12 protein-coding genes are annotated in these 12,752 nt (G+C 71.4%); 7 read left to right on the top strand and 5 right to left on the bottom strand.

Annotated features, from left to right (window positions below):
• Positions 1 to 543, top strand: a 543-nt coding sequence (locus tag MFF42_RS10805; RefSeq protein ID WP_238255754.1) for a polysaccharide biosynthesis protein, incomplete at its 5' end; no start/stop codon positions are given.
• Between the two features lie 137 nt (positions 544 to 680).
• Here MFF42_RS10805 and MFF42_RS10800 read toward each other — a convergent pair.
• Genes MFF42_RS10800 through MFF42_RS10790 form a run of 3 tightly spaced genes read right to left on the bottom strand, consistent with a single transcriptional unit; the run spans position 681 to position 4,843 of the window.
• Complete coding sequence (locus MFF42_RS10800; protein ID WP_373875176.1) at positions 681 to 2,522, bottom strand: long-chain-acyl-CoA synthetase; 1,842 nt, start codon at positions 2,520 to 2,522, stop codon at positions 681 to 683.
• Between the two features lie 2 nt (positions 2,523 to 2,524).
• A complete protein-coding gene (gene metA, locus MFF42_RS10795) occupies positions 2,525 to 3,517 on the bottom strand; it encodes a homoserine O-succinyltransferase MetA (protein WP_238255752.1) in 993 nt (330 codons plus the stop codon).
• 33 nt (positions 3,518 to 3,550) lie between these two features.
• Entirely contained in the window at positions 3,551 to 4,843 is a 1,293-nt protein-coding gene (locus tag MFF42_RS10790; protein WP_238255751.1) for an O-acetylhomoserine aminocarboxypropyltransferase/cysteine synthase family protein, read from the bottom strand.
• 437 nt (positions 4,844 to 5,280) lie between these two features.
• Between MFF42_RS10790 and MFF42_RS10785 the strand changes: the two genes are divergently transcribed.
• Both MFF42_RS10785 and MFF42_RS10780 read left to right on the top strand, forming a co-directional pair.
• Entirely contained in the window at positions 5,281 to 5,715 is a 435-nt protein-coding gene (locus tag MFF42_RS10785) for a cupin domain-containing protein (protein ID WP_238255755.1), read from the top strand.
• 29 nt (positions 5,716 to 5,744) lie between these two features.
• The gene (locus MFF42_RS10780; protein WP_238255750.1) at positions 5,745 to 6,611 is read left to right on the top strand and encodes a branched-chain amino acid aminotransferase; all 867 of its coding nucleotides are present in this window, start codon (positions 5,745 to 5,747) and stop codon (positions 6,609 to 6,611) included.
• 42 nt (positions 6,612 to 6,653) lie between these two features.
• On the opposite strand, the gene MFF42_RS10775 is transcribed toward MFF42_RS10780, so the two are convergent.
• Entirely contained in the window at positions 6,654 to 7,559 is a 906-nt protein-coding gene (locus MFF42_RS10775) for an AraC family transcriptional regulator (RefSeq protein WP_238255749.1), read from the bottom strand.
• 162 nt (positions 7,560 to 7,721) lie between these two features.
• Between MFF42_RS10775 and MFF42_RS10770 the strand changes: the two genes are divergently transcribed.
• The gene (locus tag MFF42_RS10770; protein ID WP_238255748.1) at positions 7,722 to 8,300 is read left to right on the top strand and encodes a DUF308 domain-containing protein; all 579 of its coding nucleotides are present in this window, start codon (positions 7,722 to 7,724) and stop codon (positions 8,298 to 8,300) included.
• A 326-nt stretch (positions 8,301 to 8,626) separates the two neighbouring features.
• A complete protein-coding gene (locus MFF42_RS10765) occupies positions 8,627 to 9,406 on the top strand; it encodes an alpha/beta fold hydrolase (RefSeq protein ID WP_238255747.1) in 780 nt (259 codons plus the stop codon).
• 153 nt (positions 9,407 to 9,559) lie between these two features.
• On the opposite strand, the gene MFF42_RS10760 is transcribed toward MFF42_RS10765, so the two are convergent.
• Positions 9,560 to 11,263 carry a thiamine pyrophosphate-binding protein gene (locus MFF42_RS10760; protein ID WP_238255746.1) on the bottom strand — a complete coding sequence of 568 codons (1,704 nt, stop codon included), beginning with the start codon at positions 11,261 to 11,263 and terminating at the stop codon, positions 9,560 to 9,562.
• A 327-nt stretch (positions 11,264 to 11,590) separates the two neighbouring features.
• On the opposite strand from MFF42_RS10760, the gene MFF42_RS10755 reads away from it, so the two are divergent.
• Together MFF42_RS10755 and MFF42_RS10750 are read left to right on the top strand one after the other, a co-directional pair.
• On the top strand, positions 11,591 to 12,112 hold the full coding sequence (locus MFF42_RS10755) for a flavin reductase family protein (protein ID WP_238255745.1): 522 nt from the start codon (positions 11,591 to 11,593) through the stop codon (positions 12,110 to 12,112).
• 183 nt (positions 12,113 to 12,295) lie between these two features.
• Positions 12,296 to 12,565, top strand: a complete 270-nt coding sequence (locus tag MFF42_RS10750) for a phosphopantetheine-binding protein (protein ID WP_238255744.1) — start codon at positions 12,296 to 12,298, stop codon at positions 12,563 to 12,565.
• Positions 12,566 to 12,752 lie beyond the last annotated feature (187 nt).

Here is a 12,752-nt window from a genome sequence, read left to right as displayed (position 1 = left end):
ACGCTGATCGGCGTGCTGCGGGCCGCGCAGAGCATCCTCGGCGTCCTCAACCTGATCCGCGACGCCCTGGAGAACATCGTCCCGCCGATCGCCGGCCGGGCCCTGGCCGCGCGCGGCCTCGACGGGTTGCGGCCGGTCATCGGCGTCACCGCCGCCATCGGCTTCGCCGGGGGCCTGAGCTTCACGGCGCTGCTGGCGCTGACCGGACAGAGCCTGCTCGCGGCGGCCTTCGGCCCCGACATGGCGGCCTATGCCTGGGTGGTGGCGTGGTACTCGCTGCTGTTTCCGGTCTCGCTCGTGTCCTTCGCGCAGATCTGCGCGTTCCGCGCCCTGGAGCGGACCGGCGCGGTCTTCGCCGCCACGGCGGTGGCGGCGGCGCTGAACCTCGCCCTCGTCTACCCGGCGGTGCGCTGGTTCGGCATCGAGGGCCTGCTCGCCGTGGCGATCACCGCGGAAATGCTGGTCTGCCTCGTCCTCGCCGCGCTGCTGCGGCGCGCGCTGAGAGCCCCTTCAACGCCGCTCGGCCGGCTCCAGCCGGCTTGACGATCGGGATTCCAAAGGGGTCACCCCTTTGGCGGGGCGCCGGGGCAGCGCCCCGGCTTCCCTTCACCAGGGCTCTGCCCTGGACCCGCGAAAGGACTCGTCCTTTCGAAACCTGAACTCAGGCGCGCAGCACAGGGTCACATGCGAAGCCTGCCCCCGGCGATCTCCGCGTACAGGGTCGCGTCGATCCGGCGGTAGGCGCCGTCGCGGTCGATGTAGAGCGGGTCGTCGGTCCGATCCGGGTCGAAGCCGTCCTCCGCCAGCGCGCCCTTCTTCTGCTTGAAGGTCTCGGTATGGCCGAGCTCCGCGCTCAGGCGCAGGAACAGCGGCCGGGCATAGGCAGGAAGGCGGGCCTCCATCTCGGCGTGAAGATGCGCGAGATCGAAACCGGGTCCGACAACGAGCGCCGCCATGCCGGCGCGGCCCTCCGCCCCCGGCACGGCCACGCCGTAGACGTTGGCCTCGCGCACGCCCGCGACCCGGTGGAGCGCCTCGGCGCCCTCGGTGGTGGCGACGTTCTCGCCCTTCCAGCGGAAGGTATCGCCGATCCGGTCGACGAAGAAGAAGAAGCCCTGCGCGTCGCGGCGCATCAGGTCGCCGGTGCGCATCCAGGCGTCGCCCGGTTCGAGCACGTCGCGCAGCACCTTGCGCGCGCTCTCCTCGGCGCTGGTATAGCCCTCGAAGGTGTATTCCGCCTTGTCCGAGAGCCGGCCGAGCAACTCGCCCGCTTCGCCGAACTCGGCCGGGATGCAGCGTCCCCGCGCGTCGCGGGCGGGCAGGCCGGTGGCCGCGTCGTGGCGCACGATCAGGGCCGGCGAGCGCCGGGCCATGAAGGAGGGCACGCGCCCCACCGCGCCGACCTTGCCCTCGACGTTGTAGAGCGAGAGCGTGCCCTCGGTCGCGGCGTAGAATTCGAGGATGCGGGGGATCGCGAAGCGGTCCTGGAACGCCTCCCAGACCTCGGGGCGCATCCCGTTGCCGGTGCAGAGCCGCAGGCGGTGCCTCCGCTCGGCTGGGTCGGCTTCGGCGAGGGTCAGGTAGCGGCACAACTCGCCGATATACTGGAACAGGGTCGCGCCGGTCCCGGTCACGTCCGCCCAGAACCGGCTGGCGGAGAATTTTTCGCGGATGACCACGGACCCGCCGCCGAGCAGCACCGAGCCCGGCGCCACCACGCCGCCGACGCTGTGGTAGAGCGGCAGGCAATCGTACATCCGGTCGTCCGGCGTCGGGTCGATCAGGCCGGCGAACCAGTGGGTCCACATCATCACCCGGTGGTGGCTCACCCGGGCGGCCTTGGGCAGGCCGGTGGTGCCTGAGGTGTAGATCAGCAGCGCCGGGTCGCGCAGCGTGACGGGCGGCGCCTCGCCGAGCCCGAGCGGTCCTTCGCGAAAGCCCGCCGAGGCCGCGGCGAGCGAGTCTCGCGCGTCCGGTCCCTGCCACACGATGTGCGGCCGCTCGCTGAGATGAGGCAGGGCGCCGTCGAGCGCCTCGGCGAGGTCAGTCGCGGCGATGACGAGGCGCGGTGCGGCGACCGTGATGCAGTGGGCGAGGCCGGCCCCGCGCAGGTTGGTGTTGAGCAGCGCCACGCAGACGCCGACACAGGTGAGCCCGAGCCAGACCGCGAGATAGTCCGGGCAGTTCCGCATCAGCAGGGCGACGGTGTCGCCCTTGGCGAGGCCCCGCGCCAGCGCCCAGCGGGCGTAGCGGTTGCGGCGGGCGGCGAGTTCCGAATGGCTCAGGGTCTCGCCATCGCCGATCAGGGCCGGCGCGTGGGGGCGCTCGGCGGCGATGGCGTCCAGCACATGGGGAAAGATGCGCTCCGGGCTCGCATCGATCCGCGCCGTCCGGGCGAGCGCCCCGAGCCAGCCGGCGGTGGAGGAGGCACGGGCCGGCGGGGCCGACCGGTCCGGCTCCGAGCTCCCGGCGAGCGGGTCGGGGGCGAGCATCGCTGGGAAGGACTGGTCCACGGCCGACATCCTCACGCGGCGTGCGCGGCGCTGGCCGCGACCAGAGCGAGCCAGTTGCGGAACAGCCCGGCGGCCCCCTCCTGCCAGCCGGCGGGCCGGGGCGGGGTCTCGGCCATGGTCGGGAAGTCGGCGTGCAGGGCGGGCACGCGGTAGGCCCGCGCCACCGCGGCGAAGGCGTCGAGACGCCGGGCCGATTCGTCGGTGTAGTAATTCTCGGGCATCGCCGGGCAGGCGTCGCGCTCGCCGTCGAGGAAGCGGCCGATATCCCGGCGGTACTCGCGGGCCAGCGTGTCGCCGTCATATTCCGGGTGGCCCTGGAGGAAGACCATCGGGGCGCCGCCGCGCCCGTCGCGGACGAACAGGTCGGCCCCGACCGCGTCCGAGCGGCGCAGGATCCGGTAGCCGCGGGCCGTCAGCGCCGCCTCGGGCAGGTCGTTCCAGCGCGAATGCGGCACCGGCACGCTCGTCGGCATCCCCGCCAGCAGCGGGTGGTCGGCGACCACCGTGCAGACATAGACGCCGGACCGCTTGGCCGGCAGCGGCCGGCGCTCGATCCGATCGAGGTGCAGCACGGCCGCGTGGGCGGCCAGGCACGAGAACAGGGTCGGGACCCCGCCCGCGTCCGCCCAATCCACCACCGCCGCGAGCGCCGGGAAGAAGGGTTCGTCGGCCAGGTGCCTGGCCTTCGGCTCGGCACCGGTGACGACGAGGGCGTCGAGCCCGGCCCCGGCCAGCGCCGCTTGCGTCGCGTAGAAGCGGTCGAGATGGGCGCGGGCCAGCGGACCGCGCCGCACCGTATCGAGGCTGAAGAGCTGTAGGTCGATGCCGGGGCCGATCAGCCGACGGAACTGCCGCTCCGTCTGCACCAGCGCCGAATCGGGCATGTTGTTGAGGAGGCCGATGCGCAGGCCGGGCGCGGGGCGGGCCGGCTCGGACCAGGAAACGCCGTGCTGGCCGAGATCCAGCTCCGCCGCGGGCGAGATCGAGGGGCCGTAGTCCAGCATGGCGTGTCTCCTCCGGGAATCGTGACGGAAGGGTCAGGCCGCGAGCGCGGCGGGAGCGGCCGCCGCGAGCGCCTGGTCGAGGTCTTCGAGGATGTCGTCGATGTGCTCGATGCCGACGCTGAGCCGGATCGTCTCCGGCAGCACGCCCGCGACCCGCTGCTCGTCGCGGGTCATCTGCCGGTGCGTGGTCGAGGCCGGGTGGCAGGCGAGCGACTTGGCGTCGCCGATGTTGACGAGGCGCTTCACCAGCCTGAGCGCGTCGTAGAACGCCTTGCCGCCCTCGAACCCGCCCTGCACGCCGAAGGTCAGGAGCGAGGAGCCCTCGCCGCGCAGATACTTGCGGGCCATCGGATGGTTCGGGCTGTCGGGGAAGCCGGCATAGTTCACCCAGGCGATCTGCGGGTGCGCCCGCAGGTGCTCGGCGACCTTGCGCGCGTTCTCGACATGGCGCTCGACCCGCAGGGCCACCGTCTCGATGCCCTGGAGAAGCAGGAAGGCGGACATCGCCGGCAGCACCGCGCCGGTGGTGCGCTGGTAGACGCTGCGCGCCCGCGCGGCGAAGGCGCCGGGGCCGAAATGGTCGGCGTAGACGAGGCCGTGATAGGAAACGTCCGGCCGCGTGAACATCGGGAAGCGGTCGGCCTGCGCCATCCAGTCGAAGCGCCCGGAATCGACGATGATGCCGCCGAGCGTGGTGCCGTGGCCGCCCATGAACTTGGTGAGCGAGGCGATGACGATGTCGGCGCCGTAATCGATCGGCCGCATCAGGATCGGGGTCGGCACGGTGTTGTCGACGACCAGCGGCACGCCGTGGGCGTGGGCCACCGCCGCCAGCGCCTCGATATCGCAGATGTTGCCCGCCGGATTGCCGATCGACTCGCAGTAGACGGCGCGGGTGTCGCCATCGATCAGCGCGGCGATGTCCTCGGCCCGGTCGCTCGCGGCGAAGCGGCAGGTGATGCCCTGGCGCGGCAGGACGTGGGCGAGCAGCGTGTGGGTCGTGCCGTAGAGCTGCGGCACGGCGACGATGTTGCCGCCGTGGTCGGCCAGCGTGGCGATGGCGTAGTGCAGGGCCGCCTGCCCCGAGGCGACGGCGAGCGCCGAATGGCCGCCTTCCAGCTCCGCCACGCGCCGCTCCAGAACCGCGACGGTCGGGTTTGCGATCCGGCTGTAGCGGAAGCCTTCCTCCTCGAGGTTGAAGAGGGCGGCGCCGTGGTCGGCGCTGTCGAAGGCGTAGGCCACGCTCTGGTAGATCGGCACGGCGACCGCGTGCGTCGTCGGGTCGTGCTCGAAGCCGGCATGAAGGGCGATCGTTTCGCTGCGCATGTCTTGAAGCCGTCCCGAAACCGTAGGGTCGACGCCTTGAGCGCAAGGCCGGGACCAGTCCTCCCCGTGCCGGAACGGGATGGCCGCATGCGAGGATGGGTGCGCGCCGATCCGCGACACGTCGTGGTTGACGCCCCGGAACGGCAGGGGAATGGCGGTTCGAGGACAGGTCGGGCCGCCGCGGGCGGATGATTTCGGCGGAATCACCGCCGCCCGCGCCGTGTCTCGAAATGGACCAAGCGTGCCAAATCGAGCGAAGACTTCATACGATGCCCGGTGACGGCGACTTCGACAGTCGTCGCGCGTCCCCGCGTTAGTCATAACGGCAGGATCGACTTGCGATCTGTTCTCCGCCATGCCTTGTGATAGGCCGGGTGCTTCCGGAATGGTCTTGGAGGCCTGCTCCTTCGAACGAGGATGATGTGTCGACCACAGCGATGATTCCGTCCGTGACGTCGGGCGCGCTGCGCTCCGCGCCGATCGAGCCGAGCTGGATCCACGAGGGTCGGCCGGTGGCCCGCAACACCATGCTCTCGCGCAGCGACGACGGCATGGCCTGGACCCTCGTCTGGGACTGCACCGCCGGCCGCTTCGAGTGGCACTACGACATCGACGAGACGATCCACTTCATCGAGGGCTCGGCCACGATCAGCGACGGCGTCTCGCCGCCGAGGACCTTCAAGGCCGGCGACGTGCTGTTCATCCCCCGCGGCGCGGTCTGCCACTGGCATGTCGAGAGCTACGTGCGGAAGGTCGCCTTCTGCCGCAAGACGCAGCCGAAGGTCGTGGCGCTCGCCCTGCGCGCCGCCGGCAAGGCCAAGCGGATGCTGAACCGCCGCGCCGCCTCGGGCGGCCAGCTCGAAGCCGCCTGAGGCAGGCTCCTTTCAGAGGATCGGACGCGATGACGACGCCGGACCACGACACCTGGACCTTCTTCGAGGACGCGTGGCACCCCGGCAATGTCCGGATCATGGGGCCGCGCACCCACGGCGCGTGGCTCGGCTCGACGGTGTTCGACGGCGCCCGCGCCTTCGAGGGGGTCACCCCCGACCTCGACCTGCACCTCGCCCGCGTCAACCGCTCCGCCACGGCGCTGGGCCTCGCGCCGAAGGTCGCGGTCGCGGAATGGGCCCGCCTCGTCGCCGAGGGGCTGACGCGCTTCGCGCCCGACGCCGAACTCTACATCCGGCCGATGTACTGGGCCGAGAGCGGGTTCGCCGGCGGCGTGCGCTTCGATCCCGCCTCCACCAACTGGTGCCTGTCGCTCTACACGGCGCCGATGCCGCTGCCGACGGGCATCAAGGCGACGCTCTCGCCCTTCCGCCGCCCGTCGATCGAGGTGGCGCCGGTCGACGCCAAGGCGGGCTGCCTCTACCCCAACGGGGCGCGGGCGCTGACCGAGGCGCTGTCGCGCGGCTTCGGCAACTGCCTGATGCTCGACGGCCTCGGCAACGTCGCGGAATTCGCCAACGCCAACGCCTTCTTCGCGAAGGACGGCGCGGTCTACACCCCGGTCCCGAACGGCACGTTCCTGGCCGGCATCACCCGCGCCCGCGTCCTCGCGCTGCTGCGCGGGGCCGGGCTCACCGTGGTCGAGAAGACGCTGCGCTACGAGGATTTCCTGGGTGCCGACGAGGTCTTCACCGCCGGCAACTTCGCCAAGGTCGCACCGGTCACCGGGCTCGACGACGTGCGCTTCGAGCCGGGTCCGGTGTTTCGCCTCGCGCGCCAGCTCTACTGGGATTTCGCGCACGGTCGGCTGTCCTAGCGCTCCCGATCCGACGCCGGAACGCGCCGGCAGGCGAGCCCCTCACCCGCGAGACCTGTCCTCGCCCGGCGACGGCGTCTCGTCCCGGGGCGGGTGCCCGAACATGGCCTTGTAGGCCCGGCTGAAGGCCGCCTCGGACTCGTAGCCGACCCGCAGCGCGATCGCGCCGACGCGGGCGTCGCGAGCGGCGAGCATGTCCCGGGCGAGGTTGAGCCGCCACTCGTTCTGGTAGCGCAGGGGCGAGCGGCCGACGAGGGCGGCGAAGCGTTCGCAGAAGCTCGACCGCGACATGCCGGCCGCCTCGGCCAGGGCGTCGATGCTCCAGCGCTGCAGCGGCCGCTCGTGCACGACCTTCAGCGCCCGGGCGATGCGGGGGTCGGACAGCGCGCCCAGCCATCCGGTGGTGTGCCCGCGCTTCACCCAGGTCCGCAGGGTACGGATGACGATCACGTCGATGATCCGTGAGATCATCAGGGCGGCGCCGGGCTCGTCGTCGGTCACCTCGACCATCAGGAAGGGCACGATACCCTCCAGCCATCCCGCTCCCTCCGCGCGCCGGATGTGGATGCGCTCGGGCAGGGCCGCGATCATGCCGCGCAGGCTGTGCGGATCGAACCAGAACCGGCAGACGATCGCCGAGGCCGGCGCCTGCGACGCGACCAGCCGCGCCCCTCCCGGCCCGCGGGGCAGAAGCACGAGGTCGCCGGTGTCGATCACAGCCGCCTCCGCGCCCGCCTCCTCGACGTGAAGCGCGCCCTCGGCGACCACCAGCACGTGGGCCGCCCCGGCCTCCAGATCGAGGCTCTGCGACCGCGCCACGTCCCAGGAGCGGACATGGTCCCCGGTCAGCCGGATCTGCGCCAGCACGTGCGACAGGAGATCGCCGGAGGCGCCGCCGCGCGGCCCGCCATCCGGAAGATCGGTCAAGTTTTCCAGCGATCCGGTCATGGGTGTCGTCGGCTCCCGGCTGTACACAGGCCTCATCGAGCGGCGCCTATCCCTCTGGGAAGACGCGGCTTTCACGCAACCCGACCGTCGGGTCGGCGGAGCTGTCCCGTGACCGCCCGCTCTTCCGATCCTCCGCCCTCGCCACCCATGAAGGGAACCTCGATGACGAGCGTCCAGCAACCTGACCGCGCGGCTGCGCGCCGCCTGAGTTCCTACTACTTCCTCCGCGCCGCCGTCTCCGCCGGCTGGGTCGCCGCCGCGCTGACGGTCGGAAAGACGATGCCGCCGGCCGCGGCGGTGCTCCTCGTCGCCTATCCCGCCTGGGACGCCGTCGCCAACCTCCTCGACGCGCGGCGCAGCGGCGGCCTGACGGCCAATCCCCCCCAGGCGCTCAACGCGGCGGCGAGCACCGTCGTCGCCCTCGCGGTCGCCCTCGCGCTCGGCTGGAGCCTGAACGCGGTGCTGGCGGTGTTCGGCGTCTGGGCGGTGCTCTCGGGCCTGCTGCAGCTCGCCACCGGCATCCGCCGCTGGAGCGCGGGCGCCCAGTGGGCGATGGTGCTGAGCGGGGCTCAATCGGCACTGGCCGGCGGCTTCTTCGTCAAGCTCGCCGCCGGTGCCGCAATCCCCGGCATCGCCGACATCGCGCCCTACGCCGCGTTCGGCGCCTTCTACTTCCTGATCTCGGCGGTGTGGCTGAGGGTGGCGCTGTTCCGCAAAACCTCGGCCGAACGTCTCGCGTGACCCGCGTGATCGCGCGCCCGTGAGGCCGGGGCGGTCGAAATCTGCCCTTCCTGTCGTCCGACGCCACGCTTGATCGGTACCGGCCGGCCGGGGGAGCGTGCTCGAACGCACGCGACGCCGGCCCGGGCCGCTCGACAGACCGGGACTTCCGTGGCGAGGTACGGCACCCGATCCGGAACGGCCGGCGCGGGAGGAGGCTGGTCGGCGGGTGCGCGCCAAGACCCGCGAGCGCCGGTCGGTCGTGTTCGCCCCGCGCCCCGTTCCGACGCCGAAATCCGGTCAGGCAGGCGCGCGACGTTATCGATTCCGTGATGAGGACATCAGGCATGTTGAACCGGCGAACCCTGACCCGCTCCCTCGCGGTCGCCACCGCTGCGGCACTGCTGCCCGGCTCGGCCAGAGCCCAGGAGATGCCGCGCGCCCGCAACGTCGTGCTCGTGCACGGGCTCTTCGCCGACGGGTCGTGCTGGACGGAAGTGATTCCCCGGCTTCAGGCGGCGGGCCTCAACGTCACCTCGGTGCAGAACCCGTTGACCACCTTCGACGAGGCGGTGGCCTCCGCGCAGCGCGTGCTGGCGCGACAGGAGGGACCGACGGTCCTCGTCGGGCATTCCTTCTCCGGAATGATCGTCACCGAGGCCGGCGCCGATCCGAAGGTCACGGCCCTCGTCTACGTCGCGGCGCGGGCGCCCGATGCCGGCGAGGATTACGCGGCGCTGGCCAAGTCCTATCCGACGCCGCCGGCCTCGGCCGGCATCGTATTCGACGGCGACGAGGGACGCCTCTCGGAGGCCGCCTTCCTGAGGGACTTCGCGGGCGACCTGCCGCCGGAACGGGCGAAGGTGCTGTTTGCCGTCCAGCAGCCGTTTCGCAAGGCGCTGCTCACCGCGCGGACGACGCAGGCGGCGTGGCATTCGAAGCCGAGCTTCTACGCGGTGTCGGCGGAGGATCGGACGATCAACCCCGACCTCCAGCGCTTCATGGCCAGTCGGATGAAGGCGCGGACGATCGAGCTGGCGGCGAGTCACCTGGCGCTGATCTCGCAGCCGCAGGCGATCTCGGACCTCATCCTCGAAGCGGCCGGACAGCCGCAGCGCCGCCCGTGACGCCGCGCATCATGGGTCGATTACACGCCTTCGCCCCTACGGGTTCGTCTCCTACAGTTTCCGATTGATCACCTCGGTCATCGCTCCCTCACCTATCCCTTGTGAGGAGGGGACAGGCCATGCTCTGACCGACGCCATCTAGCGGACGCCGTATCACCCGCCCGCCAGCGCCTTCTCACGGATCGCCGTGAGGCTGGCGCCCGGCGCGATCGCGTCGACCGACATCTTCACGTGGATGATCGCCGGGCGCCGCGCCGCCAAGGCCTCCTCCAGAGCCGCCGGAAAATCCTCCGTCCGTTCCACGGTGAAGCCGACGCCGCCGAAGGCGCGGGCATAGGCGGCAAAGTCCGGGTTCACGAGGTCCGTGGCGCAGACGCGGCCGGGGAAGTCGCGCTCCTGATGCATGCGGATCGTGCCGTAGCTCGCGTTGTCGGCGACGATGCAGACGATGTTCAGGCCGTATTGCACGGCGGTCGCGAATTCCTGGCCGTTCATCAGGAAGTCGCCGTCGCCGTTGATCGAGATCACCGTGCGGTCGGGAAAGACCCGCTTCATCGCCACCGCCGCCGGCACGCCGTAGCCCATCGAGCCCGAGGTCGGCGCCATGTGCGTGGCGAGCCGGCGGAAGCGGTAGAAGCGGTGGATCCAGGCGGCGTAGTTGCCGGCGCCGTTGCACAGGATCGCGTCCTCCGGCAACGCCTCGCGCAGGTGGACCATCACCTGCCCGAAATTGACCGGGCCCGGCTGCGGCGTCGGGGTCTCGGACCATTCCAGATACGCGGCATGGGCCGCGCGCGTCGCCTCCGCCCACGGGACGGAGGCCGGCGCGTCGAGCCGGGCGAGCGCCGCCGCCATCCGGGACGGCGCGGCGGTGATGCCGAGATGCGGCGCGTAGACCCGGCCGATCTCCTCCGCGCCGGGGTGGATGTGCACGAGCCGGGTGCGGGGCGCGGGGATGTCGAGGAGCGCGTAGGTCTGGCTCGCGACCTCGCCGAGGCGGCCGCCGAGCACGATCATCAGGTCGGCGGCCTTGGCCCGCGCCACCAGCTTGGGGTTGGCGGCGAGCCCCAGATCGCCCGCGTAGTTCGGGTGCAGCGGATCGAACAGCGGCAGCCGGCGATAGCTGGTCGCGACCGGCAGGTCGAACCGTTCCGCGAAGCGGCGGATGTCGTCGTAGGCCGGCTCGCTCCAGCGGCTGCCGCCGAGCAGGAGGAAGGGATTTTCGGCCTCCGCCAGCAGGGCGGCGAGGCGCTCCAGATCCTCCGCGCCCGGCGCCGCCTCGACGGGCGCGAAGGGCGGGGCGAGAGGTCCCTCGGAGGCATCCTTCAGCATGTCCTTCGGCAGCGCCATCACCACCGGGCCCGGCCGGCCGCCGGTGGCGGTGTGGAAGGCGCGCGAGACGTATTCCGGCACCCGCGCGCCGGTCTCGATCTCGGTCGCCCATTTCGCGATCGGCCCGAAGGCGGCGCGGTAGTCGACCTCCTGCCACGCCTCGCGGTCGCGCAAGCCCCGCTCGATCTGGCCGACGAACAGGATCATCGGCGTCGAATCCTGCTGGGCGATGTGGATGCCGGCGGAGGCGTTGGTGGCGCCGGGCCCGCGGGTGACGAAGCAGATGCCGGGCCGCCCCGTCGCCTTGCCGTGCGCCTCCGCCATCATCGCCGCGCCGCCCTCCTGGCGGCAGACGGTGAGCGCGATGCCCGATTCGTAGAGCGCGTCGAGCACCGGCAGGTAGCTCTCGCCGGGCACCGCGAAGACGTGGGTGACGCCGTTGGCTGCGAGCTGGTCCACCAGCGCCTGGGCGGCGTTCCGCCCGCTGCGGTGGGCGGGGAGGGCGGGTTCGGCGCTTCGGGACATCGCTCGGATCTCGCTTGACGGCAGGACGCGTCCCGGTTCGGGACCGGTCCTCGGCACATCCTGCGGCTCGTACCGGAACTGAACAGTTTACGGCCCGTCCGACCGGGCCCTGGACTTGCACAGACACGCCGCGAGGACAGGCAACGCCATAGCGATGAACCGATAACGTCCGGTTTCGACCGGACCGGAACGGACCGGTTTCACCAAGCCCCATTCGAGACCGTCGGACGGACTGCGAACCATGATCGCGCACCGGAGATCCCAGGCATCCCGCTCACCCGCCGGTCGACGGGTCGCGTCCGCCCGCGTCGCGGGACGGAGCGCGTGATGGCCGCCGCCGCCCTGCTCCCCGCGCCGTCCGCCGACGGCACGCTCCTCAGGCAGGCGATGCGCCGCCTCGTCGGCGGGGTCGTCGTGGTCACCGCCGGGATCGGCGAGGACCGGGTCGGGCTCACCGCGACCTCGGCCGTCTCCCTCTCCGTCGATCCGCCGACCATGCTGGTCTGCGTCAACCGCGCCTCCTCGACCTGGCCGGTCATCGCCCGGCGGCGGCATTTCTGCGTCAGCATCCTCGGCGCCGGGCAGCAGGCGATCGCCGAGCGCTTCGCCGGCATCGGCGGCCTGCGCGGCGCCGCCCGCTACCTCGGCGCGGATTGGACGATCATGGAATCGGGCGCCTCCGGCCTGACCGAGGCGCAGGCCATCGTCGATTGCACGCTGGACGAGGTGATCGAGCGGCACAGCCACGCCATCCTCCTCGGCGCGGTGCGCGAAGTGCGGCTGAGCGAGAGCGAGCGGCCCGCCCTGACCTATGGCGGAGGGCGCTTCATCGCGCTCGCACCGGCCTGAGGGACGGGCCGGCAGCCGTTTCGACAGTGTCCGGCAAGAATACGATTAACCAATGACATACTTAACACCAAGAAACGCTTTTTCCGCATTCCCGACATGAGTATTGATAAAACAATAATTGTATTTCATTCGCAACGATCACTGGTCAATCCAGTCGACGACAGCCAAGGGGAACGGAAAACCATGTCACAAGCGGTGACAGCCAGCGTCGCGGATCGCACCATGGGCCTCGCCTGCGCGATCGCCGCCCGCCACGCGATCAAGCCGGAATTCGGCCGGGCGGATGCCCTCGTCGATGTCGGGCTCTCCTCGCTCGATCTCGTCAACCTGATGGTCGCGGTCGAGGCGGAGTTCGACATCATGATCCCGCCGGCGAGCCTCACGCCGAAGAACTTCTACTCGATCGAGACCATCGCCCGGATGGTCGAGAGCGTGCGCGGCCCGAGCGCCTGACCGGCCCGAGCCCCCCAAATCCGCCACGAGCCCTCCACGAACACCTCTGACGTGCCGCCGGCCCGGCCGGCTTCAGTCCAACGGAGCCCCGCCATGACCATGCAGCCCACGCCGCAGCCGGACGGTCGCCTCGGCGATGCCGCCGACCTCCTGACCCGCGCCGCCACCGCCGCTTCGATCGCCGCCG

Origin of the sequence: Methylorubrum podarium (assembly GCF_022179745.1) — a bacterium.
Lineage (GTDB): Bacteria > Pseudomonadota > Alphaproteobacteria > Rhizobiales > Beijerinckiaceae > Methylobacterium > Methylobacterium podarium.
This window is presented reverse-complemented; position numbering and strand designations above follow the sequence as displayed.